We start from the raw sequence: 25,904 nt of genomic DNA, 5'->3' as shown, positions 1-25,904 counted from the left end.
GCCGGTCCTTGGCGGCGGCCGGCCTTTGATAGCAAGAGGTCCGAGGTCCCATGTCCGTCACATCGTTGCCAAGGCTTCGCACAACGCTGAGCGCTGTGGCTGCCCTCGTCGTTGCGGCAGGACTGCTGCTGCCGGCCGGCGCGGCGGCGCAGGCTGGCGGTTCGGCGGCGGCTGCGGTGGCGCATACCGACGGTCCGGCAGCCGACTCGGCGGCGGCTGCGGTGGCATCCAGCGCAGCGGCGCGCAGTGTGCTGGTGGTCGCCCGTGGCTCGTCGCTGGTCGACACAGCGGTGGCATCGTCGCTGGCGGCCGCGGTGGCGCAGGGTGACGGCTCGGCGGCGGTCGCGGTGGCATCCGGCTCGGCGGCGCAGGGTGACGCTCGGGCGGCCGACTCGGCAGCGGCACGCACTGTGCTGGTGGTCGTGCGGGGCTCATCGGCGGTCGATGCGGCGGTGGCATCGTCGCTGGTGGCCGCGGGGCTCGGCGACGCTGTGGTGTTCGCCGAGTCGGCGGATGCCTTGGGCATCGACAACGCAGCAATCGTCGGCCAAGAACGACCGGCCCGGGTGGTGCTGATCGGCGGCACGGCGGCGCTCTCGGCGCAGCTCGAAGCCGAGGTGCGGCGGCTGGTCGACGACGTGGAGATTGACCGGATCGCCGGCGACGACCGGGTGCACACCGCGGCCTTGGCCGCCGACCGGGTGCTGCGCAGCAGGTCTGGCGTCACGTCAGTGGTGTCGGGTGGTGGGTCTGCGGCCACGACAGCGGTATCGGGCGGCGGGTCTGGCGCCGCGTCGGTGGTGTCGGGCGGCGGGTCTGGTGCCGTGTCGGTGGTGTCGGATGGCGGCTCTGCCACCACAACGGTGGTGCTGGCCAATGCGTGGTCTCCGCAAGACATCGGCACCGCAGCCGCTGCGGTGATCGCAGGTGCTGCCGATGCGATGCTGTACGCCGCGGATGGCTGGCTCGGCTCGCGCACTGCAAGCGTTCTGCGCACCCATCACCCCGACCGGCTCGTGATCGCAGGCACGGCGGCCACATTCACCCACGACATGGTCACTGGCGCACTGCTGGCCGCGGGCTCCGGCACGCCGCCGGCTCGGCTCGACGGGCCCGACGGCGCTGTTGCCTCGGCACAGGCAGCGCGACTGGCCCGACCGGCCGACATACACGCGGCCGGACTCGTCGACATCCCCGACGTCTTCGACGTGGCAGTCATCGCCCACGGCGAGCGGCCACGGGACGTCAGCGCAGCGCTTGCTCTCGCCGCGGCCGTCGATCGCAGCGCGGTCTTGCTCACCCACGACGCTCAGCTCGCTGACGCCGCAGAGACGCTGCTGCTCGAACACCAGCCGCCGCACATCGTCATCATCGACCGCACCGCAGTCTCCGATGGCACCGGCGGCACCGGCGACACGGTCGGCACCGGCGGCACCGGGCACACCGGCGGCACCGGCGATACGGTCGGCACCGGCGGCACCGGGCATACCGGCGGCACCGGCGATACGGTCGGCACCGGGCACACCGGCGACACGGTCGGCACTGCGCACACCGACGACACCGGGCATACCGGTGCCAGCGGCGGCACGGTCGGCACTGGTCCCGGCGGCGGCACGGTCGGCACCGGTCCCGGCGTTGGCACCGGCCTCGCCGAGCTGTTGGCTCCCACGCTTGAGCGGTTTGCGCCTGCTGCGGCCGTGAGCACCGTATCGACGCTCGCCGGCTCGACTCGCCGAGCACTCGAGGGAATCCCCGTCGCCGATCGCTCGGTGAGGCTCGGCTTCGTTTCGGTCTCGGTCGGCCACGACCACGTCTGCGGGCTTCGCGGCAACGGCACCATCGCCTGCTGGGGCATCGGCGTCGGCGTCGGCAGCACTGTTGCCGGCGGCAAGGCACGATCGCCCAGCGGCACCTACAGAGCCGTGACGGCGGGCGGAACGTTCTCGTGCGCCATGCTTTCCGACAGCACCCTGCACTGCTGGGGCAGCAAGGATCAGTGGCAGGTGTACACACCGGACGGCCGGTTCGTCGAGATCACCGCCGGCTGGGGGCACGCGTGTGCCCGGTTCACCGACAACAGCGTCGTCTGCTGGGGCGATCAGTGGGGTGCCGAGTTCCTGATTCCCAGCGGCGCCTCGTTCCTCGCGATCTCGGCTGGCAGGCACCACACGTGCGGGCTCGAACCCAGCCTCAACATCACCTGCTGGGGCAAGGCCGGCGACGGTCAGCTCACCGCCCCTGACGGCGTCTTCGCGGCCGTGGCCGCCGGGGCAACCCACTCGTGCGGCCTCGAGCTGAAGGGTGCACTCGAATGCTGGGGCAACCGGACCGGCACCGGCGCCGGCAGCGACGGCGCCAGCGGCAGCGGCGTTCTCCCCGACGAATATGCCGCTCGCAGGTACGTCAGCGTGAGTGCCGGCATGCACGTCACCTGCGCGCTGCGACCCGCCCAGATCGTCGACTGCTGGGGCATCGGCGCCGGCAACACCGGCAACGTCGAGGGCGGCGCCAGCAACACCGGCGACTTCGAGGGCAACGTCGAGGACGGCATCGTCGACGACGGCGGCGATGAGTTCGAGAGCGCCGGCATCGGCGCCGTTGACGGCGTTGTCGCCAGCATCGAGAACGTGCCTGGCGGGCGCTATACCGCCGTGTCAGCCGGCGGATTGTTCGCTTGCGCCCTGCGCACCAACACCAGCGTGGTCTGCTGGGGCGAGCATCCCACTGGCGTCTGGGACCCGTTCGGCACCGCCGGGCATAGCCGAGTCCCGAATTAGATTCAAGGCTCCACGATGACCCGACCCGGCGGCCGTCGCCGCGCATCACGTCCAGCGCCCGCCAAGCAACTCGTACGGTGCACGCCGCTCGCCTTGGCCAACCTGACCAGACTGACCGCACGGACCGCACGGACCGCACGGACCGCGCTGACCAGACGGACCGCGCTGACCAGACGGACCGCGCTGACCAGACGGACCGCGCTGACCGCACGGACCACACGGATCGTCCTGAGCGCCCTGGCTGCCCTCGCCACCCTGGCAGCAGCCCTACCGGTCGCCACCGCGCCCGCCGGGGCGCAAGACCTGCGCGAGGTCGAGATCACCCGCATCCAGAGCCACAGCCGCTATGTGACATCGGTCAAGGTCGCTCGTCAGTTCCTCGAAGAAGTCGGCGGCAGCATCGACGCAGCCGTCATCGTGTCGGGCGAGTCGTGGCACGACGCCGTCGTCGCCCCGGGCCTGGCCGGCAAGCTCAACGCCCCCGTCCTGCTGACACCTCCAGACCGCCTGCTCACCATCACAGCCGAGTTCCTGGCCGAGGCCGGCGTTTCCCGAACCTTCGTCATCGGCAGCCCCCAAGAGGTGTCGCACACCGTCCTGGGAAGGCTGGCGCGCTTCGGCAGCGTCGAGCGCATCTGGGGATCGTCCCCCGAGGCCACCTCGGTGGTTGTCGCCCGCCGCATGGGCACCCCCGGGGTGCTGGCCTACCAGGGCACCACGGCGTTCCTGGCCAGCTCCGAGAAGGTGGCCGATGCGCTCGTGGCCGGCCCAGCGTCGTTCCGGGGCCGCCACCCGGTGCTGCTCAGCCCCCCGCATGAGGTCCACCCCAGCGTGGTGAGGTACCTGAGAACCAGCGACGTCGAGGAAATACTCGTCCTGGGCGGCGCCGAAGCGCTGTCCGAGCAGGTGAGGATCGAAGTTCCCCAGCCGGGCGTGGGCTACCTCGGCAAGGGCGGCACAGACCGCACGCAGACATCGGTGGGGCTGGCGAGATACCTCAACAACAACTTCCCCAGAGGTCCCGACGGCCGCAAGTGCTTCCATGAGACCAGGTACGGCCTCGCAGATGCATGGGATCCGATCCACGCGCTCAGCGCCGCCCCGCTGCTGGGCCAGCGGTGCACCACCCTGCTGCTGACCAGCACATCGGTGCTCTCGCCCGCTGTCTCCCAGGTGCTCCGGCACGATGCCAGATCGCTGCTCGTGTTCGGCCCCGAGACCTCGGTGTCGTCCCAGGCGCTCGGCAGGATCATCGAGGGCGCCGCGCTCCAGGGAGTCTTCGACACCGCCGCCGCCGAGCGCGAACGCGCAGCAAGGAGCCTCACGCGGGCCATCGACGCTGGCACCTACGGCGTCGACGACGGCAACGTGCTCGGCGGCCCCGCCGGCTTCAGCATCGACCTCAGCGACTGCCCCGACGGCTGGTCCGACACCGCCGGAATCACCAGCGACGAGATCCGCATCGGGCTCACGCTCCCGAAATCGGGGCAGTACGTGACCCAGGGCAAACTCCAGTGGGGGATGCAGGTCTATTTCGACTGGGTCAACCGCACCGATCCCGTCGCCGGCAGGCGCATCGAGCTGGTGGGCAGAGACGACGGGTTCGACCCCAGCCGCACGGCAACCCAAGTCGACAGCCTGATCGACGACGAGAACGTGTTCTCGGTGCTGACCGTGGGCACACCGACCTCGCTCGCCGTGTACGACCGGATCAACGACGCCTGTGTCCCGCACCCGTTCGTGATGTCGGGCCACCCGGCCTGGGGCGATCCCCTCAACCACCCGTGGACCACCGGCATGCAGCTGTCGTTCACGACTGAAGCGATGCTGTGGGGCGAATGGATCGAGCGGCGGTTCGCCGGCAGGCTGCCAGTGACGGTCGCGGCCGTCGTGAGCGACGACGAGCTCGGCACCGCCTACCTGGACGGCTTCGCAGCGTGGGCGCGCTCGCACCCCGACGTGATCTCGGGCACCCTCGCTGTCCGGATCGACCCCGGTGCCGAAGCGGTCGATGCCGAGGTGGTCGACGACGAGACGGTCGATGACGAGGCGTTCGACGCCGAGGTCGCCGCCATCGGCGCGTACGAACCCGACGTGTACATCTCGATGACGTCGGGAAACCCGTGCTGGCAGGTGATGCAGTCGCCGGGCTGGCGGAGCGTGGCCGACGGCATCCGGTCCCGCAACGGCCTCTTGCTCATGTCGTCGGCGTGCGCGACCCCCAACACCATGCACCTCGCAGGCCCCTCGGCCGACGGCTGGTACACCGCCCGGGGCAGCCTGACAGCTACCCACGACGAAGCCCGTGCCAACGACGCATTCATCGAGTTCGTCAACGAGCGTCTCGCCCTGACGAGGCGCGACCCCGACCACCCGCTGTACTCAGCGGCGTTCCAGCTCGCCTATCCCTACGTCGAGGCGCTGCGCATCGCAGCCGAGCTGCCTGGCGGGCTCACCCGCACCAACCTGATCCTGGCGGTGCGATCGCTCGACATCACCCATCCAATGCTGGAAGACGGGGTCCGGCTGCGGCTCAACGGCGACAACGACGCCTTCGCCATCGAAGCCAGCGGCTTCTCCCGGTACGTCGCCGCAGCCGATGCCTGGCGAGCGCTCGGGCCGATCATCGATCTCGAAGGCACCACCCCGCGCTGTGACTGGAACGCCGATGCCGCCGTCTGCCGCTAGGCACCGGCGAACAGCACCGACGAACAGCGCCGACGAACAGCGCCGATGAACAGCGCCGACGAACAGCGCCGACAAACAGCACCGACGCCCCGGCATCGCTGCGGCAGCCCGTTGCGACAGACTGTCGAGCGGTGACGATGAAGCGACCGCCCCGCCGGGCTCGATGGGTGGCCGCACTGGCCGCCGTCTTGACGGCGGCATCGCTGCTGGCAGTGCCCGGCGCCGGCGGGCAGAGCGTCGCCGAAGAGGGCGAGGGCCCGGCCTCGCCGCGGCAATGGCCCGAGTCGTTCCTGGCCCAGCCCGAGCTCGAGGCCTGGCCGAACGCGGTGCGCATGTGGGGCCCCGACCGGCACCAGACCGCACTGGCCGTGTCGCTGACCTTGCGGGGTTCGGGCGGCTACCCGTTCGACACCGCCGATGCCACCTCCGGCGGCGGCCGCAGCCTGGGCTCGGCCGACGGCTGGTGGGGGCTGGAGCTGTGCCCCCGGTCCATCATCGTGGTGGCCTCCGACGTGCCAGCCGATGCAGTCACCGCCGCCTCGCTGTCGGACTCCACCGGGCGCTCCAGCGAGCCGTACTTGCGGCGCGTCGCCGCCAGCGACCCCCTGTTCGACCCCATCGGCGGCTTCGCCCGGGTCGACACGTTCGCAGCGCCCATCCTGCTCACCGAGTCCACCCGTGACGACGCCGATTCGCTGAACCACGCCGCCCGGCTCGCCGCACAAGACCTGCGCACCGGCGGCTGCAACGCCGCCCGCCAGGCCATCATCGTGGGCGGCCCCGCAGCAGTGCCCGTCGAGATCGAGCAGGAACTGGTCTCGATCGGCTACGGCGAGGTGTTCCGGGTGAGCGGCGAGACCCGTTTCGGCACGGCGGCAGCGGTGGCCCAGTCGCTGGGCACCCGGTCGATCCCCCGCAGCGCCGCCAGGTGCAAAGACGTCACCGCATCCGACGGCAACGCCGTGCCGGCCTTCTACGCCAACTCGGTGGTGGAGTGGCGGGAACGGGCCAGCAAGTGCGAGCTGCTGGGCCGCACCGTCGTGCTCGCCACTTCGCTCGATGCACTGGCGGCCGGCTGGTGGACCAGCTACTGGCAGGTGCCCGTGCTGCTGCACGACGGCAGCGACGTGCTGCCCGAAGAAACCGCCGTGGCGCTGAGCCTGCTCGACGTGGAGAACCTGATCGTGCTGGGCGACACCTCGCAGGTGCCCGAAGCGGTGGCGGGTCTGGCTGCGCAGATCGCCGGCGCCGAGATGCGCCGGGTAGCGGGCGCCGACCGCTACGAGACCAGCGTGGAGATGGCCAAGATCTTCGGCGGCTGGTGGCCCACCCGCACCGGCGATCACTTCGCCCGCTCATCGGTGTGCCTGGCCGCGTTGAGCGACGAGAGCCAGCGCGCCCAGGGCTGGCCCGATGCGCTGGGGGCCGGTGCGTTCTGCGGCGCTGCCACGGCGCCATCGCCCGCCACTGTCCCCTACGCCACCGAGCGCCTGGTGGGTCCGCTCGATGCCGCCGAGCCGGGCCTGGTAGCGCTGGCACGGCGGCCGTCGTCGGCTGCCCACTCCACGGCGGTGCCCAGGCCGTCGCATGCGGCGGTGCCCATGCTCCTCGTGCCCGCGGGCGCCGACGAGCTGCCGGCACCGGTGGAGAAGTTCCTGCGCGACACCTTCGTGGTGGGCCGGCAGTGCTCCCAAGCGGTCGGCGGCATCGAGACAGACGGCTCAGGGGCAGGCGACGGCGGGGCGTACGCGGCCGCAGTGAACTCCGGGCAGTGCTTCGCACCGGGCATGGTGCTGGCATTCGGCGGCGAGGCCGTGATCACTGCCGAGGTGCTCGCACAGGCGTCGGCGCTGGTGAGCGGGCGCTTGACACCCGACGCCGAGCCCGAGGTGCCGGTGCTGGTGGGGGCCTATGCACCCCATCACGACGACCCCGATCGGATCGAGAAGGCGCCCGCCGCCAAGCGAGGAGTGGGTGCGTTCGCGAGCAAGCTCCGCTTCGACGGCACCGTGTTCCATCAGGCCAATGCCGATGGCGCGATCACCGATGGCGGCCGCGGATCGCTCGGCTCGGGCCAGGACTGGCTGTGCTTCCCGCGCGGCACCTACGACGGCGCCCGCTGGCTGGTGGTCGAGACCTCGCCCGACAAGGCCCCCGTGCTCGAGGCCGATCTCACCGCCTTGGGCTGGTACACGGGCGACGCCGACGGGGTGCGGCGCAGGCCGCGGCCGGCGAGTCCGGGATGCGTGGCGGTTGAGCTGTCGGAGGCCGATTCCAACTACGTCCGGGCTGTGGGCCCCTACGGGCGCACGTCACGGGCAGTGGCCGTGGCGGCCAACGCCAACCGGCAATTCCGGCTGACCGATGTGGTGGAAGCAGCCGATCCGGTGTCGAGCGGCGTGCCCAGCGGCGAGCACCCGCCCACCGGCGGCACGACCCGGCTGGCATTCCGCAGCCGCGACCCCGGGGTCTTCTCACAGCTGCCGCCCCGGCGCCAGCAGGTGCGTGAGGCGTTCGTGTCGGTGGAGATCGTTCGGGGATTCGGCGCCGGCGCCCCCGATGTGTTCAGTGCCCTGTGGTCGTTGGAAACTGCAGCGGGCACGGTGTCGGGCATTGCCGAGGGCGAGGCCCGCTTTGTGGACAGCCGCTGGGAGCTGCGGGGCATGAGCGCCCTGCGGTCGGGATCGTGGCTGCGCGCGCTGTACGGATCGCGGCCGTCTGAGCCGTCCGGACTGGAGTCAGGGGCTGCCGTGGCCGGTCTGGCCGACGACGGCTACGGCGCCGGCGGATTCATGGCCACTGTCGCCGTGAACGACATCGGCAGCGACGACGACACGATCGTCTGGCGAGTCGATGCCTACATCAACGCTGCCCCATAGTCGCTGATAACCATCGCCGCCCTTCGACGCAGAATCGTCACGAGAACTATCTAGCCTGCCGCTTGTTCATCACCGTCGTGGCGTAGCGTTCCGCCGACGGCCAGGCGTGGAGTGTGAGATCGGCATGAGTCCCGCAAGAGGCAGCCCGCGCCATAGCCCGCGCCGCAGTCTGCGCCGCCTGCTCATCGCCCTGCTCAGCCTCGCGCTGGCAGGCTCTGTGCTGTTTGCGCCGCTGCCGGCCGCAGCACAGGCGTCGAACATCGCCGCCCAGCGCATCAACGCATCGAACGTGTACGAGCTGGCCGCCAATGTCGCCGGCGTCCTGTGCAGCACCGAGACGGGCTCGCACAGCGTCGCGCTCGCATCAGGCGAGAACTGGCCCGATGCACTTGCGGGCGCCGCGCTCGACCGGCCGCTGCTGCTCACCAAGAGAGACTTCCTGCCGGCCGTCACCCGGCTGTATCTCACACCCTGCGCAGACCATCCCAAGGCCAAGGTGATCATCCTGGGCGGTCCCGCTGCGGTGTCGGAGAACGTGGCCGAGACCCTGCGCGGCATGGGCTACCGGGTGGATCGGTTTGCCGGCGACGACCGCTACGAGACCGCCCGCCGGGTCGCACGCACCTTCGCCCCCGACGAGATCGACACCGTCTATCTGGCCTCGGGCGTCAACTTCGCCGATGCGGTGGCCGCGGCCCCGAACGTCACCAGCGACAACCCGCTCATCCTGACCACGCCCGACGAGCTGCATGACCAAGCGCGCCGCTTCCTGACCGCTGAAGACCGCGAAGTTTCCTCGGTCACGATCCTGGGCGGCAAGGCGGCCATCTCGGCCGAAGTCGAAGCAGAGATCAATGAGCTCGGCATCGACACCGATCGCATCGCCGGCGCCGATCGCTACGAGACGGCCGCACTCATCGCCCGCCGCGCCTTCCTCGCTGCAGACTGCCACCCGGTCACCGACGTGGCCGTGGCCAGCGGGACGGTCCCGTTCGGCGGCCTCGCCGCGGGAGCAGTCCGCGGCCCCTGCGAGCCGCTGCTGCTGGCACCGGGCCCAGGCAACGAGGTGCCCGAGGTGCTCGCAGAGTTCGGGCGCGACTGGGCACTGGCCATCGGCAGCGACACCCCGGCGGCAGTGACCGGCATCGGCTCGGCGACGCTGATTCCGTCCGCAGCGATAACGACGGTGGCAAGGGGCGTCGTGACGTCGACGGGATCGACCGGCTCGGGCGTCAACGGCGGCTCGCTCGACTGGAGCCGCGTCGCCGAAGCGGTGGTGCAGGTGCAGTGCCTCGACACCTCCGGTTCCCGGCTGAAGGTCGGCAGCGGCTTCTTCGTCGACGACGGCCGCCACATCGTCACGAACTACCACGTGGTGGAGCACCCGCGCGGGGGAGACTGCCGACGCATCAGGGTGTTGCTCGGCGGCACCTTCGAGGAGATGCCGACGCGCGAACTGCCGGTGGCGCTCGTGCGGTCTGCGCCGACACGTGACCTCGCGCTGCTGGCCACCGATCTCGATCTGGAACCCAATCCCACGCTGTTTGCTTCCTCGGAACCGCTGCGGGCCGGCGAGATGCTCACGGCGATCGGCTACCCGACGCTGGGCGGAAGCACGCTCACCCTCACCACCGGCCGCTACTCGGGCATCCAGCACTACGACGGCCTGAGGTGGATCAAGACCGACACGCCTCTCGCGCCAGGCAACAGCGGCGGGCCGGTGCTCAACGACCGCCAGGAGGTTGTCGGGGTCGCGACGCTGCTGCGAATTTCCACGAGAGGCGGCACCACCGTCGGCGCACTCAGCCTGCTGGTGCCCGCCGAAGACGTGACCGCACTCATAGCCGGCGACCTCGGGGAATAATCGGGGAATAATCGGTGCGACCGGGTTTCGGGTAGAAGCGGGAAGGAGACAGCATCGATGAGCGGCGACCGTGCCGAAGAGCTGCTGGAGATCCTGCGGACCAAAGGACTCACCGAGCTTCCCGAACCCGTCCAGCTCGCCTCGGGCAACTACTCCCGCTATTTCATCGACGGAAAAGTGGCGCTCGGCGCCGGCGACGACCTGCGCCTGGCCGCCGAGGCCATCAACGAGCGGGTGACCGGTGCGGGGGTGGAGTTCGACGCTGTCGGCGGGCTGACCCTGGGAGCCGACGCACTGTGCGCCGCCATTGCGGTGGTGAGCGGGGCGAGCTGGTTCATCGTGCGCAAGGAAGCGAAGGGGCGCGGCACCAACCGGCTGGTCGAGGGCACCCGGATCGGCGAGGGCCACCGGGTGCTGCTGATCGACGACGTGGTGACCACCGGCGGCTCGATCCTGAAGGCCTACGACAGCGTGCGGGCAACCGGCGCCGACGTGGTGGCCGCCGTCACCCTGGCCGACCGGGGCGATGATGCCCGCCGGTCCTTCGACCAGCGAGGCGTGCCGTACTTCCCGATGGCCACCTACCAAGACATGGGCATCCCCGCCATAGGCACCGAAACCGCCGCTGCTGGCTGAGGCGTCATCGCTAGGGGCATCCCTCGCACAGCGCAGCTCAGGTCAGACCAGGTCAGGTCGGGTCAGCTCAGGTCACTTTGCGGATGCGCACCCGGTGTGCATCGCCGGTGTCGGCCTCCACGGAGATCCTGTAGCCCCGCACGGTCACCGACTCGCCGACCGTGAGCACCGGGAATCCGTCCACCCGGCCGTCGCCGAGGTCGCCCGCGAGCGTGATCGGCGGGTCGAAGCCTTCGCTCCACGAGTCGACGGTGTACACCAGCACGCCCTCCTCGAGCAGCCGCGGGTCAGTCACCTGCGCGCCGCCTTCGAGCGCAATTGGCGCGTCGGCGTCGGCGCCGATCTTCCGCCGGCTCTCCACCACGATGACCTCGTGCTCGTTGACCGGTACGGCCACCATGGCCAAGCCGTCGCCAGGCTCGGCGATCGGGGCCAGCTCGAAGGTGCTGTCGCGTGGCGCCACGCAGGCGACCTGCCCGGGATCGAACCAGTCGAGCTTCCACCGTGTCCACGCCAGCATTTCCTCGGGGCGCACATCATGGGTGTAGATGACCCTCGTGTCGCCATCGGCATCCGTGTGCGTTCCCCGCAGGCGTGGGTCGAACGTGTCGGCCAGGAAGTACGACTCGAGCCCCCGCCGACCCCAAGTGGCGCCAATCCACGACTTGTCGCTGGGAGGATCGGGCAGCTCGGGACGGCCGATGCTGCCAGTCCACAGGTTCGGCAGGCCGAAACGGCCAGTCGTCAGGTAGTGGTTTGCGACGGTGTCGCCCCACAGGTTCCAGTTGCTGCGGTTGGGGCTGTGGAAGATGTTGACCAGCGTCAACGGCGGCGAAGCGCCGTCGAGGCTCTCAGCAGGCGTGATTGCGTTGTACCAGAAGTGCGTGCTCGGCAGCACCACCAAGACGCTGTCCAAGCTCGACAGGTCCAGATTGTCGCCGGCGAGCTTGACTGCCTCGTCGGGCACGGAACGCAGCGCGATGGTGTTGCGGTCGAGATCCTCGGGCACGCGCAGCGACGAGCGCAGCCACTTGCGGTGCGGCACGAACTCGACGTCCAGCTTGCCGTAGCTGGACCGCTCGAAAGTCTCTTCGATCCGCGGGAGATTCCGTTCGATCTCGGCGTCGACCGATTCGATGGCCGCAGCGCCTTCGAAGTCCACGAACAGCACGCCGATCCGCATCGTGCCGGTGGTGGGCAGGTCGGCCGTGGGGCGGGGGAAGCCCGCGTGGTAGCGGTAACCGAATTGACCCTCGGGCCGGCATTGGCCAGCCAGGCCGACCGGCGTGCCGCTGGCGCCCACGACGAACGACCGGTGCTTGCCGTCGTCGGTGATGGTGTGGAACGCGAGCAGCTTGCCGTCGGGCGACCAGCGGGGCGCGAGCGCCTGGCCGTCGAGATCGGTGACCTGCTCGTCGTTGGAGCCGTCGATGTCGGCAATGTGGATGTCGGAGTGAACGCCGGACTCGGTGTAGGTGGCACGGGCGAAGGCAATGCGATTGCCCGAGGGCGACCACGCAATCTCTCCGCGCGGATAGACGTACTCAGAGACGAGCTGCCACTGAACCATGTCGTCGATGTCGTCGATGTCGTCGATGCCGCCGTCCGCGTCGGCAATGAACAGCGATTCCTTGAGAATGAACGCGAGCTTGCTGCCGTCGGGCGAGAGGACTGGCGCCGTCAGCGGCACATCGTCGTCGTTGAGCGTCTTCTCCTGCTTGCCGTCGGCGTTCATCGTGACGATGAATCGGTTGTCGCCGTAATGGTCGCCGTCTTCCTCGCGGTCGAAGAAGATCTGGGCGCCGTCGGGCGACCAGCGGGGCCACCTGTCGCGGCGGGTGTCGCCATGGGTGAGCTGCGCCCAGCCAGTGCCGTCGGGCTTGATGGACCAGATGTGGGAAACCCAGCGATCGCCGTCTTGGTAGCCGCGCACGTAGGCGATCTTGCTGCCGTCGGGCGACCAGGCCGCCGAGGTGAGGTAAGCGCCTCGCCGGTCGAGGAGTTTGCGGCGATTGCTGCCGTCGTTGTCCACCAGCCACAGCGATCCGTTGTCGGTGTAGACGAGCCGGCTGCAGTCGGGCGACCACGCCGGATCCTCGGCGTTGGTCGACGGCACGAGCTGGCGCGGGCCGTCGCCGATCGAGCCGCCGCAGTCGAGCTTGGCGGTGGCGTCGGGCTGACCGTCGCCCGACGCTGAGCTCTCTTCGCCGCCGTCGCCGTCGTCGCTTTCTGCCGACTCGTCGGCGTCAGGCTCGATCTCGCCGGCTCGCCCTTCGGCGATGCGGGTGGTGGCCGCGGCCAAGTAGGCCTCGATCGATTCGGGGGCCACGGCCGCCTCGCCGCCGAACACGTACAGCACCATCAGGTAGATGTCGGCCTCGGTCTCCTCGGTGAGCTTCAGCATCTTGAGATCGAGGTACACGGCGGTGGGCACCGGCACCGCGCCCGGATCGGTGAGCAGCAGCGACACGCAGAGGCGGCCGAGCAGGGGTGCAGCGCTGAAGGAATCGAACGGAACGTCGGCGCGCGCAACCCCGTACACCACGTTGCCGAAGCAGCTGATGTCTTCGGGGCCCTCGTAGCGATCCTCCACCAACTCGGCGGCCAGGATGGCGGTGTCGTAGCGGGTCGCACCGGCGAGGCGGGTCACCCGTATCCCCGCATCGACGATCGACTGCTCGACCGCGGGGGCCAAAGCCGCTGTTCCGCCCATCACGACGACATGGCCGACACCGTCGCGGGCCTTGGCCGCACGGAGGTAGTCGGCAACGTCGGGGTGAAGCTCGCCGGGCGTCGTGAGCAGCACGGGGTGCACTCCCCGGGCCGCGATCGGGCCGGCGACCAGCGCATCGGCGAAGACGTCGCCGCTCGCCACGAAGACCGTGTTGCCAAGCCCGGGCATGTCACCGGCACTGAGCCGCTCTGCCACCGCAACCCCGGTGCCGAATCGGTCCGATCCGTGCACCCGTTCGACCTTGACGCCCACGTCGGCCAGCCCCGACAGCGCCGTGTCGCTCAACCCGCGTCCGGGCCCGTGCTTGGCGTCGCTGCTGGCTGACCCGATGACGATCGCCTTGGTGACACCCGTCTCCTGCAAGAAGTCGACCGCGTCCCGCCGCAGTTCCCCCGGCGGCATCATGAGCACCGGCGCGCCGAGCGACCCGGCCAGCGGTGCCGCCACGACGGCATCGGTCCAGCGCTCGCCCGACACCAGTACGACGCTGGAGAGCTTGCCGTCGTTCAGCTCCGCGTAATGCTGCGCGATGAGCAGCGAGGTCTCGTACCGATCGGCAGCGCCGAAGCGGAATTGCGCCAATGCGACGGCGGTGACGCTGACCTCGTCGTCGGGGGCGACGCCCTGCTGGGCAGCGGCATCGCTCGCCGGCACGGCCAGGGCGGTTCCCGCCAGCGCCAGCGACGCCATGAGACCCCACAGCAGACGTCGCATTCGGGCAACGTACTGACATCGTGACGTCGCGAATCCGTCGTGATCAGGGCACTCTCCCGATCTCGCTGAGGATCTCGCACAGCCGCATTCGGCTGGTTCACACCCGCGGTGCAGCGGCCGCTGGAGGTCATCGGCCCTGTTGCTGGACTAGGTGTCGCAGTAGGTTGCCGGGGATGCGACGTCTCGGAGTCACGCTGGTGGCTGCGGCTCTCGCATTCAGTGCTGTAGCGATGGTTCCGGCCGGTGCGTCGGGCGCGGCTGAGAACGACGACGACAGCTCTTCTGCCTCGGGTGTCTCAGTCGCCCGTTACGGCGGCGCGGACCGGTACGAGACCTCGTTGCAGGTTGCCGAGGCGGTGGCCGACGACGCCGACGGCTCGTTGGAGTGGGTGGTGTTGGTGTCGGGCCGGCGGTGGACCGACGCGGTGGTGGCTGCGCCGGTGGCAGGTGCGCTCGGGGCGCCGGTGCTGATGACCCCGCCCGACGAGCTGCGGGCCGATGCGCTGGAGTTCCTGCAACGGGTGGGTGTTGCCAAGGCGCTGGTGGTGGGGCCCGACGCGAGCGGCGGCGCGCACGGCCCCGGTCGCGGCGTGGGCGCCGAGGTGCTCAACGCGCTCGACGAGGCCGGCATCTCCGCGGAACGCGTCGCCGGGAATGACCTGTACGGCACCGGCGTTGCGGCTGCGGGGCGGGTCACGCCTGGCGTGATGGGCGAGCTGGGCCGCACGGCGATCATCGCCAGCGGGGAAGTGTTCGCCGACGCGCTCGTGGCGGGTCCGTTCGCTGCTCGGGGCATCCACCCGGTGCTGCTGACGCCGCCCGGCGAATTGCACGCCGATGTGGCCGGCTACTTGGGCGACGCCGGCATCTCACATGTGGTGCTGATGGGCGGCACGGCCGCGCTCAGCGACACTGTCGAGCAGGCCGTCGAGGATCTCGGCATCGATGTGTCTCGGATGGCGGGCAGCACCCGCTACGACACCGCCGTCAAGGCCGCCGAGCTCGCCGAAGACAAATACAGCACCGCGGCCGGGAAGCCCTGTTTCGCGAACGACACGATCGGCGTGGCCCGCGCCCGGGTGCCGTTTGACTCGTTCAGCGCAGCGCCGCTGCTGGGCCGCCTGTGCGCCCCGCTGGTGCTCGCCGACCCCGGCAAGATTCCCGGCGACACCGCTGCCTACCTCGACGCCGCCCGTGCTGAGCACGACGCCGTGGACCTGCGGGTGTTCGGCGGCGATGCAGCCGTGTCCCGAACCGCCATCGACGCCTACCTCACCGGCGAAGAACCAGAAACCGGTGACGACGGCGAGGCCACCGACGAGGCAGACGACGACGAAGCCGAGGACAACGAGGCCGACGACGACGAGGCCACCACCGCGCCTGGCGTCCTGCCGGCAGGCACCTGCGGAGGCTCCGTCGACGACGAACCCAGCCAGTTCATCCAGCACCGCAACGCCGAGGATGCCGCGTGGTCCCCCGACTGCAGCCAGCTCGTCTACACCCAGGACGGTGCAATCTGGCTGATGAACAACGACGGCACCAATCGTCGCAAGCTCGTTCCCTACAGCGGTGGCTACATGGCCTACGCAGTCTGGTCACCGCAGGGCGACCGGATTGCCTATGCACGCGGCTTCAACCAAGGCGGCCACTGGGTTTCCCACATCTGGACCGTCAACGTCGACGGCAGCCACAACAACCAGCGAACCGAAGGCGACGTCATCGAACGCTGGCCCACCTGGTCGCCCGACGGCAAGAAGCTGGCATTCGAGCGGATGACCGGCAGCGGCCGCGACGCAGACGGCAACCGGCTCGACAGCGACCGCCACATCGTGGTGATGACGTCGTTCGGCAACAAGCCCAAGGCCCTCAACGCGGGAGGCTCTTGGGAGCACAGCCCGGCTTGGTCGCCCGACGGTTCACAGCTCGCCTACGTGGCCGACGGGTCCCTGTGGCTGTCCGACACCACGGGCGCCGACGCACAGCGCGTCTAAACCGACGTGTTCTTCAACGGCGGCGTGTCATGGTCGCCCGATGGCAAGCGGCTCGCTTTCGTGCGCCCCGGCAGCGAAGAAGAGCAGATCATCGTGTCCGACGCCAACGGCCTCAACGAGGAGGTCGTCTTCGCCTTCGGGGGGCACCTCCGCACACCTCGCTGGTCGCCCGACGGGCAGCGGCTGGCCTTCCACACCATCGGGAAGGACAGCAGCCACGTCATCTATGTGGGAGGCGCTCGTGGTGAGCCGGTCGCCGGGTCCTCTGGGTGCAGGCCCGAGGACTTCCCGAGCCTGATTCCCGGATTCGACCACCACTACAGCCACTCGGCTGCCACCGGCACACGCCGAATCGCCGTGCTGTTCGTGGACTTTGCCGACAAGGCAGCGGCCCACACGACCAGGGAGGAGGACTCCGGCGCCCTGGAGTACGCCGAGACCTACTTGGAAGCCAACAGCTACGGCACGCTCGACATCGAGTTCGTCCCGGTGCACCGGTGGCTGCGAGCCGACCAGACCGCCGAGGAGAACCTTCGCCTCCACATCGATCACCTGCTCGAAGCCGACGGCGAGCTCACCGCTCACGCTGCCGAGCAGGCCAGCGGGGAGATCGACTTCTCGACGATCGACGAGATCATGGTGGTGTTCCCGAGCAGCCACTTCGGGGGCGGGAACACGGTCGCTCCGGTCGAGGTCGACGGAGTCAGCCTGCCGGTGTCGTGGGTGAACACGTTCCCGCATGCCCACCCCGTCGGGCCGCAGCTCTGGGGAGGCATAGCGGCCCACGAAGTGGCGCACAACCTCGGGCTGCTGGACATCTACGGGTACGGGTACGAGCCCACGCCTGAACCGCCTCCCGGGAAGGTCTGGGTGTCGTCGCGGTGGGGGCTGATGTTCGTGAACGTGTTCTTCCTGGTGCCCGAAGATCACCCGGGCATCGCGGCCAGGTTCGAGCGGCCGGACGGCACCACCGGCACGGAGACATACCCGTGGCTCGCGCCACACGAGATGCTGGCGTGGCACCGCTGGCTGCTGGGGTGGTTGGACGAGTCGCAGATCAAGTGCGTGACTGATGACCGCACGACGGTCGAGTTGTCGGCCATTGCCGAGCCCGGTTCCGGCACCGCGATGGCTGCGATCCGCCTGGACCGGAACAGGGTGCTGGTGCTGGAGAGCCGCCGCGAGCAGGGCTACGACGCCGATGTGCCGGCGACGAGGATCGACGGAGCGATCGGCACGCTGCCCAACCTCATCGAGGAGGGCGTGCTCGCGTACACGGTCGACGCCCATCCGCCGTCGTTCCGGTTGCCCGTGAGGCTTGCGCAGGACCCCGACGGCACGCAGATTCTCGACGACGACCCGATCCTCGGTGTGGGCGAGTCAGTGACGGTTGCGGGCTACACGATCACGGTCACCGCCGACGACGGCGATGCACACACCGTGTCGATCACCCGCGACAGCTAGCCGCACACGTCCGAGCCGCTTGCCTGCTCGAGCGCTCAGGTCACCTTGCGGATCTGCACGGTGTGCGTGTTGCCGCTGTCGGCTGTCACGGTGATCTCGTAGCCCTGCACCTCGATCGATTCGCCGAGGGCGAGAATCGGATCTTCGGCGAGCCAGACGCTGTCAGAGGTGCCCGCGAAGCTGATCGGCGACTGCCCCGACCCGAGCGAGGTGTTGACCGTGTACGCCAGCACGCCCTCGGTGATGAGGCGGGGCAGCGTGCCTCGCGTTCCGTCCCGCAGCTGAACCTGACGGTCGGAGTCGTAGCCCAGCTCCCGACGGCTTTCGAGCACGATCGCCGAGTAGGAGTTCTGCGGGATCACCACCATCGCGACGCCGTCGCCCGGCTCGGCGATGGGCGAGAGCTCGACCGTCGCTGCGTGCCCGGTGACGCAGCTCACCTGCTCTTCTTCGAGCCAATCCAGATGCCAGCGATTCCAGGCCAGCATCTCCTCGGGCCGCAGCCGGTAGTGGTGACCTGTGCCGGTGGTGCCGTTTGCGTAGTGCCAGACCTCGAGCAGGCCTGCATGTTCGCGGGACGCGAGGAAATAGCTGTCGAGGTTCATCAGCCCCCAATCGGCATGTACCCAGGTCTCGCTGGCCGCAGGCTGGATGTCTGGTTGCCCCGGGTAGCGGAAGAGACTGGGGAGGCCCACGAAGTGGCCGATCTGATTGGCACTGTCAGCCCCCCAGAATCTCGGAACGCGAGGCCGTTCGACCGGGAACGTGTTCAGCCACATCACCGGCATCCGCTTGCCGCCCACGTCCCTGGGTGCAAAGGAGGTAGCAGTTTCGAAGTGCGAGCTGGGGAACACCACCATCACCGCATCGACGGTCGAGATGTCGAGGTCACCCGACACCTGGCGGACCGCTCGATTGGTGAGCTCGCCGTCGGCCTCGAGGAGGTGATGCCCGTTCCTCGCGATGTTCTCTGCGGCGGTGTGATCAGCCCGCAGCCATCGATGCACCGGCACGAACTCGATGTCGAGCTTGCCGTAGCTGGACGCTTCGAGGTACTGCTCGACATAGGGCAACCCGACATCGGCCTCCTCTCGGGTGCTGTGATCGGGGGCAGCGTCGGGGAAGTCGACGAACAGCACCGCTACCCGCAACGTGCCGCTGGCGGGAAGATCCCCGTGGGGCCACGGGTGGCTGACGTCGAGCCGGCAGTTGGTGCGCCACGGGCTCGGCTCGCCGCTGGCCCCGACGACGAACGACCGGTGCTTGCCGTCGTCGGTGATGGTGTGGAACGCGAGCAGCTTGCCGTCGGGCGACCAGCGCGGTGCGAGAGCCTGGCCGTCGAGGTCGGTCACCTGCTCTTCGTTCGTGCCGTCGATGTCCGCGATGTAGATGTCCGAGCCCGAGATGTCGCCTCGCGCATAGGCGATTCGATTGCCCGACGGCGACCACGCGACCTCGCCGCGCGGGTACACGTTCTGGGTGACGGTCCACCGCCGGATGCGGTTGCCGACATCGGTCACATACAGCGTCCCGTCTTCGACGAACGCAAACTTCGTGCCGTCGGGCGACCACGCCAGCGGCACCTGCGGGTGCCCGTGGGAGGACAGCGCCGTCACGTTGTCACCGTCGCGATCCATCAGGAGCACGAATGTCAGCCAGTCGAACGCTCGCTGGAAGAGGATGGACGTGCCGTCGGGCGACCAGTGCGGGTGCTCGTCGCGCACAGCGCCGCCGGTGAGCCTGACGGGCTGCCCGCCCGAGGCGTTCACCTTCCAGATGTGGGCTCGCCAGTTGCCGCCCGATTGGTGGCCCCGCACGTAGGCGATCTCGGTGCCGTCGGGTGACCACGCAGCGGAGTAGAGGTAGGCAGCGCCCCGATCGAGCAGCCGGCGGCGGTCGCTGCCGTCGTTGGCGACGGTCCACAGCGAGCCGTTCTCGGTGTACACGAGCCGGCTGCAGTCGGGCGACCATGCCGGGTCCTCGGCATTCGTCGAGGGCACCAGCCGGCGGGCCTCGTCGCCGATGGAGCCGCCGCAGTCGAGCGCCGGAGCGCTGCTGCCGCTCTGCTTGCTGCTGGTGTCGTGCTGCTCGTCGCTGTCGTCCGGCCAGTCAGACCCGTTGTCGATCTCCCCGGCGCGGCCTTCGGCGATGCGCTGCGTGGCCTCGGACAGGTACGTGTCGAGCGACGCCTGCTGCACCGCTGCTTCGCCGCCGAAGACGTGCAGCAGCGCGAAGTACGCATCGGCATCGATGTCGATTTCTGCAAGCTGCTGCAGCTTGAGATCGAGATAGACGGCAGTGGGCACGGGCACCGCACGCGGGTTGGTGAGCAGCAAGGAGGTGCACAGCCTGCCGAGCAGCGGTGCGGCGCTGAGCGAATCGAAGGGAACGTCGGCGCGTGCGATGCCGTAGGACTTGTCCTCGAAGCAGACGGAGTCGTCGATGCCCTCGTATCGATCCTCCACCAGCTCGGCCGCCTGGACGGCGGTGTCGAAGCGGGTGGCGCCGGCGAGGCGGGTCACGCTCATGCCGGCGTCGGCGATCGCCCGAGACACCGGTTCGGCCAGCGCCGCAGTCCCGCCCATGACCACGACATGGCGGACGTTGTCCCGGGCGCGGGCGACTCGCAGGTAGTCGGCCACGTCGGCATGCAGCTCGTCGGGCGGCGTCAGCAGCACCGGGTGCGGTCCCAGCGCGGCAAACGGCCCGGCCACGAGGGCATCGGCGAAGACGTCGCCGCTGGCCACGATGACGGTGTTGCCGTTGCCGAGCCCCGGCATGTCGCCGGGCTTCAGCCGCTCGGCCACGGCCACGCTGGTGCCGAAGCGGTCTGCGCCCGCTATCCGTTCCACGCTCAACCCGATGTCGCGCAGCCCACGCTCGACCGTTGCGCTGACGCCCCGCCCGGGACCGTGGCGGGGGTCGTTGCCGACCGGTCCCACGATGATGGCGGTGCTGGTGCCGACCCGCTGCAGGAATCTCAAGAACTCGCCCCGCAGCTCGTCAGGGGGCGTCAGCAGCACCGGAGCGCCGCGGGCACCGGCGAGCGGCGCAGCTACGACGGCGTCTGTCCAGCGCTCGCCCGAGACCAGCACAACGACGTCGAGCTGATCGTTGGCGAGAGTCGCCACCACCTCGGCGATGCGCAAGGAGGTCTCGTAGCGATCGCCGCCGCCGAAGCGGAGGTACGCGAAGGCAACGTCGGTGGACGGGCCCTCATCGGTGCCGTCGTCTGCCCTGTCCTGCTGGGCCGAGGCGCCGCCCGGAGCCAAGGCCAGCGCGGCACCGAGCGCCAGCAGCGATGCCAGCAATCCGATCAGCAGCCGTCGCATGCAGGCAACGTACTTCGCCACAATTCCTGTAGTTCCTGCAACTCGCGATGCTTGTGCGGTGCCACTGGCCTTGGTGTGGTGCTGGAAAATAATTGTAAAGACATGAAAACACTGAAATAGCGTGTGCGCATTCGTTGCCGACGACTCGCGGAAGTGAGGTGAGAGACCATGGTGCTACCGACACGGCGGATGAAGAGCTGTGCGTCGGCGGCAATCGCATGCGTTCTCTGCTTGGCAATGCTGGCGACCGTGCATGTCGGTCCGGTCGAGGCGGCCAATACTGCCGCGGAGCTGCTGGTCGACCCGGCCGATCGGGTGTCGGTGGACGAGACCGCTGGCGTGCGGCCCTTCTCCGGTCGTGACCGTTACGAGACAGCGCTGCGCCTCGCCGAGCGCTTTGTTCACGAACGCGGCGGTCTCGGGTCGATCTCCACGGTGATCCTGGCATCGGGGCGAGCACTGGCCGATGGTGCGGTCACTGCCGGTCTGGCCGGGCATCTCGGGGCGCCGGTGCTGCTGACACGCCCCGATGACCTTCCAGAGGGTGTGGCCGACTTCATCGAGCACCACGGCGTCTCGACGGTGATCGTGGTGGGCGGAGCGAGCTCAGTGTCGAGACGGGTGCTCGATGAGCTCTCGGAGCTCGAGACGGAACCTGAGGTTCGGCGCATCGCCGGCGCCGATCGCTACGCGACCGCTGCGGCGGTTGCCGCTCATTTCGACAGCGGCTCCACGTGGTGCGCCACCGACGATGTTGCAGCCGTGCTGGTGAACGGCAGCGATGAACGCCTCGCCGAGGCGGTGGCCATTGGACCATTGGCCTATGCACGGGAGCTGCCGGTGCTGCTGTCTCGTCAGAACGAGCTGCCCGCAGCCGCCGCGAGGTACCTGCGAGACCGGCGCATCGAGCGTGTGGTGATCGTGGGCGGCACGGCGGTGATCTCCGACACCGTGGTGTCTGCGCTCCTGGAAGCAGGGGTAGACGAGGTTGAGCGGGTTGCGGCGTCGTCGAGCGCGTCGGCGGAGACGGCCATGGCAGAGCTGCTGACCGTCGCCTGCAGGTATGAGTTGGAGCCCACGGCGAGCATCGTGGCGTTGACGGGCCGCCATTCGGTCGCCGATGCGGTCGCGGCCGGCCCTGTCCTGGGAGGAGGCCTGGGCGATTCCGGGCCCATCCCGCTGCTGCTGGCGGGCAGCCCGTTGCCGCGCGCCGTGAGCAGCTACCTGGCTCGCACGCCGCGGGAGATCGACGGCCGCAAGAACCATGTGCTGGTGGTGGCCATCGGCGGGCGCAGCGTGATCGACGAGGCCACTATGAGCGCTGCCGTGCGAGCAGCCGCGTCGGCCCGGCAGCTCACCGCCAGGATCACCGCGAGCGCGGGCGAGAGCACGCTGCGGATCAGCTACAGCGAGAGCCTCGAGGTAGACGGCGATCGCTTCGCTGCGAAGCTGAGCGACCTGCTGTTCGTGAACGGCGTGCCGGCCTGGATCGCCGGGCAGCCGGTAGTCAGCAGCCGCACGGCCGATCCGTGCGAGCGGTTCTCGTCGTTGGACGTCATGCTGCGCAGCGAACTCGAGGTCGGCGACAAGATCGACCTGCTGGCCGCCGACGACTGGCCCAGCACCAACGGTGATCGGCGGGTGATCCGCGAGGCGTCGCGCACGATTCCTGCGCCGCGACCGTCGTTCCGGGGGCCGTCCATCGAGGTCATCGCCTTGCCCGGGGCGACCAAGCTGTGGATCTCGGTGAAGGCCAGCGAGTACCGCAATCCCGAGACCGGCTCCGACGGCGGCATCACGGTCAACTCGGGCCGCATCCGCGTGGTGGCCGAGGACGACACCGCAGTGACCGTGGGCCAGCCGGTGCGGTTGCGCCTGGATCGGTTCCTGGGCACCGCGCTGTACTCGTTCGATCTTCAATCTGGCGGCGGCACCTACGCATTGGCCCCCGACGATCTGGTCATCGTTCGCAACGGTGTGGCGGTGAATGCCAGCGAGCGCCGCAGCGGCAGCCGTCGCGTCCTCGTCGAGGAGCCACAGGCGCGGCTGGGGGTGGCCGCTGTGAGGGTCGGTCCGCCGAATCCCGGCGTGGACGACAGCGTGCAGACCACGCGCCCGGCGCAGATCGCCACGGTCAGCCAGCGGGCGCAGGCGTCATTGGGCGGCTCGCTGTACATCGTGGCCAAGTGGTCCGGATCGGCGGCGGGTGCGGCGGGCAACGCCTGGGAGATACACAGCACCCGAGCCGACACCGCAGTGCTCACGCCCGGAGCCGTCGAGGGCGACGAACCGCCCGCAACACAGGTCTGGGTCGACGCCACCCGGCAGCTCATCAGCATCAGGCACGTCAACGCCCCCGCCGGCCAGGAGCGCGACCAGACCTACGGCCAGCTCGTCGAGGCGCTGAACAGCAACCGCGACTTCTCACGGCACTTCGTGGCCGAGCTCACCGAGCCGTGCGAGGGCGACGAAGAGGTCGTGGATCTCGGCGAGGAAGGCCTGACCGGCACAGCCGAATTCACCGGTGGCATCAGCTCGATCAGCTTCTTGGTCTCGTTCAACGACTACGTCCAAGCATTCCGAACCGACGGCACCACGGTCGTCGGAGCCGGCGCAGGCGCCGTCGGGGAGCTGATCGACGATGTGCTGGGCGGGCTCATAGATGACTACGGCGTGGCGGTCACCGGCATCCCAGCCGATCAGGTCGAGATAGCGGCACCTGTTCCGGCGAAGGAGTTGGTGTTCCGGTTCACCACCCACGATCCCGATCACGCCATCGCCCAGACGATCGATGTCCGCAGCAAGCGGATCGACCTTCGTGAGGGTCTCGCAGCCAGCTACCGGCTCGACGACAGCAGCACCCCCGACATCGACGAGAGCGTGAGCGCCGGGCGGGCCCTGTTCGTGGTCTCCAGCCGTGACTCGCGCTTGCTGAGCGATCTCGCCAGGGGAGCCAACTCCGGCGGCTGACCTAGCGGCCGAATCTGCGGCGCATCGGCGGCAGATTCAGCGCTGCGCCTAACTTCCGGAGTCGCGAAAATGTGACGGCAAGCCTGCTTGGGGGTCGCGGTAGCATCATGTTTGACGGGAGCGATGGCGTTCCCGCTGTTCGGATGCGTAACTGCAATGGCCTTGCGTCTTGAAGACCGAGATCTGGTTCTCGCGTACCAAGCCGGCGACGACGAAGCGTTCGCCGAGCTGGTGCGGGAGTACCGGCCGCAGCTGCTCGGTCACGCGCGCCGCAAGCTCGGTTGCCCCGAGGCGGCGGAAGACGCCGTGCAGGAAGCGCTGGTGCGTGCGCTGCGGGCCATGCCGCGGTTCAACGGCAACTACCTGGTGGGGCCCTGGCTGCACCGCATCCTGTCGAATGTCTGCAGCGACGAGGGGAATCGCAAGCGCCGGGAAGGCGAGAAGACCGAGCGGTTCGCGTCGAACGACCGGGCGCTGAACCCGCCGTCGTCCATCGAGGACGAGCTGGGGCTCGACATCGACGATTCCGAGCTGGCCGATGCCGTCGACAACCTGTCCGAGCAGTACCGCGAGGCGCTCATGCTGCGCTTCGTGGAGGAGCTGAGCTACGAGGAAGTCGCTGCCAAGGCCGGCGTGTCCGAGGAGAATGCCCGGGCACGGGTGTCGCGGGCACGCAACGCCGTTCGGGCTGCGCTGAAGCTGGCGGCTGCTGCGCCGGTGGCCTTGATCGGGCTGCTGCGCCGCGGCGAGCGTGCCGCCGCTGCGGTGACGAGCCAGTCGTCTCCCGGCAGCGGGCGCGCTGCGCTGCATTCGGCGATGCCGATGCTGGCCGAGACCGCCCCGATGGCCACCCGTGCCGCCGCCGCCACGGCGAATGCGGCAACCGTCGGCGTGCCGGTGGTGGCCAAGGCCGCTGTCGGCTTCGGGCTGGCGACCGCCGTGATCGCCCCGACGGTCGATTCGCCGGTGCACAAGGCCGCCGATCGGGTGCTGCCCGATTCGGTGATGGAGGTGCTGACGCCGCTGGCCGTGGAGCTGCCGGCGCCCGATGCGCCCGTCGTCGTTCCTGCCACCGCGCCGGTGACCGGTGTTGCCGACGTGGTGGATCCCGCCGGTTCCGTGACACCCGCTGAGGCTGCAGCCCCGGCTGCTGTTGCGCCCGTGGTCGAGGCAGCTCCCCAGGAAGCCGAGGCCACGGCGACGGTTGCTGCTGTCGCTGCGACGCCGGTGATCGACGACAGCCCGGCTTCGGAGGCCGCCGCTGGCGGTGCCGAGGAGATCATCGAGACGAGCGTGGCGACGCAGGTCGTGATCCAGCCCGACACCGAGGTGTCGGCCAGCGGCAGCGTGCAAGGCGCCGAGCTGACATTCACGCCCTCGGGCGCCGACCGCTACGACGTGGCCGGTTCGCTGTCGTTGACGGTCACCACGGTCACCACTACCACGGCCGACGGCGTCGAGACCTCCGAGACGATCACCTCCACCGAGTCGGTTGCGGTGATCTCGCCGAGCACGGCGTCGCTGGATGCTGCCGACCCGGCGGTCGACGAACGACGCTTCAGCGCTCTGCTGGTCTTCGCCCCCGGTGACGACGGCATGTCTGCCGAGATGCGCCTGGCCGCCCGCGGCACCGCCAACGACGACGGCTCGCTGGCCATGACCGGCTTCTTCACCGCCACCGGCACCGAGTCGCTCCCACTCGCCGAGCGCGGCAACCTCTCAGGCACGCTCACCCTCGACGCCGAAGGCATGCCAACCGCCCTCTCCATAACCCTCACCCAGTAGCCGCCGCACCGCCCAGCCGGCCCGCCGCCCAGCCGGCCAAGTCGTGAGGTCGCCACGCTCACGTGACTAC

The 25,904-nt window shown here is 69.5% G+C and carries 11 protein-coding genes; 9 read left to right on the top strand and 2 right to left on the bottom strand.

Going from position 1 to position 25,904, the window contains the following annotated elements; all coding sequences use genetic code 11:
• Positions 1-95 precede the first annotated feature (95 nt).
• The 5 genes from ACOGXD_RS04925 to pyrE all read left to right on the top strand — a co-directional run bounded on the left by ACOGXD_RS04925 (position 96) and on the right by pyrE (position 10,844).
• The gene (locus ACOGXD_RS04925) at positions 96-2,777 is read left to right on the top strand and encodes a hypothetical protein (protein WP_419916795.1); all 2,682 of its coding nucleotides are present in this window, start codon (positions 96-98) and stop codon (positions 2,775-2,777) included.
• Positions 2,778-3,125: 348 nt separating this feature from the next.
• The gene (locus ACOGXD_RS04920) at positions 3,126-5,465 is read left to right on the top strand and encodes a cell wall-binding repeat-containing protein (protein WP_419916794.1); all 2,340 of its coding nucleotides are present in this window, start codon (positions 3,126-3,128) and stop codon (positions 5,463-5,465) included.
• Positions 5,466-5,602: 137 nt separating this feature from the next.
• Entirely contained in the window at positions 5,603-8,344 is a 2,742-nt protein-coding gene (locus ACOGXD_RS04915) for a cell wall-binding repeat-containing protein (protein ID WP_419917354.1), read from the top strand.
• A 124-nt stretch (positions 8,345-8,468) separates the two neighbouring features.
• Positions 8,469-10,208, top strand: a complete 1,740-nt coding sequence (locus ACOGXD_RS04910) for a cell wall-binding repeat-containing protein (RefSeq protein ID WP_419916793.1) — start codon at positions 8,469-8,471, stop codon at positions 10,206-10,208.
• A 57-nt stretch (positions 10,209-10,265) separates the two neighbouring features.
• The gene (gene pyrE, locus ACOGXD_RS04905; RefSeq protein WP_419916792.1) at positions 10,266-10,844 is read left to right on the top strand and encodes an orotate phosphoribosyltransferase; all 579 of its coding nucleotides are present in this window, start codon (positions 10,266-10,268) and stop codon (positions 10,842-10,844) included.
• 67 nt (positions 10,845-10,911) lie between these two features.
• Here the strand turns inward: pyrE and ACOGXD_RS04900 are convergent, their stop codons facing one another.
• Positions 10,912-14,292, bottom strand: a complete 3,381-nt coding sequence (locus ACOGXD_RS04900; protein WP_419916791.1) for a cell wall-binding repeat-containing protein — start codon at positions 14,290-14,292, stop codon at positions 10,912-10,914.
• Between the two features lie 173 nt (positions 14,293-14,465).
• Between ACOGXD_RS04900 and ACOGXD_RS04895 the strand changes: the two genes are divergently transcribed.
• Together ACOGXD_RS04895 and ACOGXD_RS04890 are read left to right on the top strand one after the other, a co-directional pair.
• On the top strand, positions 14,466-16,283 hold the full coding sequence (locus ACOGXD_RS04895; protein WP_419916790.1) for a cell wall-binding repeat-containing protein: 1,818 nt from the start codon (positions 14,466-14,468) through the stop codon (positions 16,281-16,283).
• 6 nt (positions 16,284-16,289) lie between these two features.
• Entirely contained in the window at positions 16,290-17,747 is a 1,458-nt protein-coding gene (locus ACOGXD_RS04890) for a hypothetical protein (protein ID WP_419916789.1), read from the top strand.
• 35 nt (positions 17,748-17,782) lie between these two features.
• Here the strand turns inward: ACOGXD_RS04890 and ACOGXD_RS04885 are convergent, their stop codons facing one another.
• On the bottom strand, positions 17,783-21,079 hold the full coding sequence (locus ACOGXD_RS04885) for a cell wall-binding repeat-containing protein (protein ID WP_419916788.1): 3,297 nt from the start codon (positions 21,077-21,079) through the stop codon (positions 17,783-17,785).
• 237 nt (positions 21,080-21,316) lie between these two features.
• Between ACOGXD_RS04885 and ACOGXD_RS04880 the strand changes: the two genes are divergently transcribed.
• Together ACOGXD_RS04880 and ACOGXD_RS04875 are read left to right on the top strand one after the other, a co-directional pair.
• Positions 21,317-24,049 (top strand): cell wall-binding repeat-containing protein, encoded by a 2,733-nt coding sequence (locus ACOGXD_RS04880; protein ID WP_419916787.1) that lies wholly within the window; start codon positions 21,317-21,319, stop codon positions 24,047-24,049.
• Between the two features lie 156 nt (positions 24,050-24,205).
• Positions 24,206-25,834, top strand: coding sequence for an RNA polymerase sigma factor (locus tag ACOGXD_RS04875; RefSeq protein ID WP_419916786.1), 1,629 nt, complete (start codon positions 24,206-24,208; stop codon positions 25,832-25,834).
• Positions 25,835-25,904 lie beyond the last annotated feature (70 nt).

It is taken from the genome of Candidatus Poriferisodalis sp., from assembly GCF_965204125.1.
Taxonomy (GTDB): domain Bacteria; phylum Actinomycetota; class Acidimicrobiia; order Acidimicrobiales; family Poriferisodalaceae; genus Poriferisodalis.
This window is presented reverse-complemented; position numbering and strand designations above follow the sequence as displayed.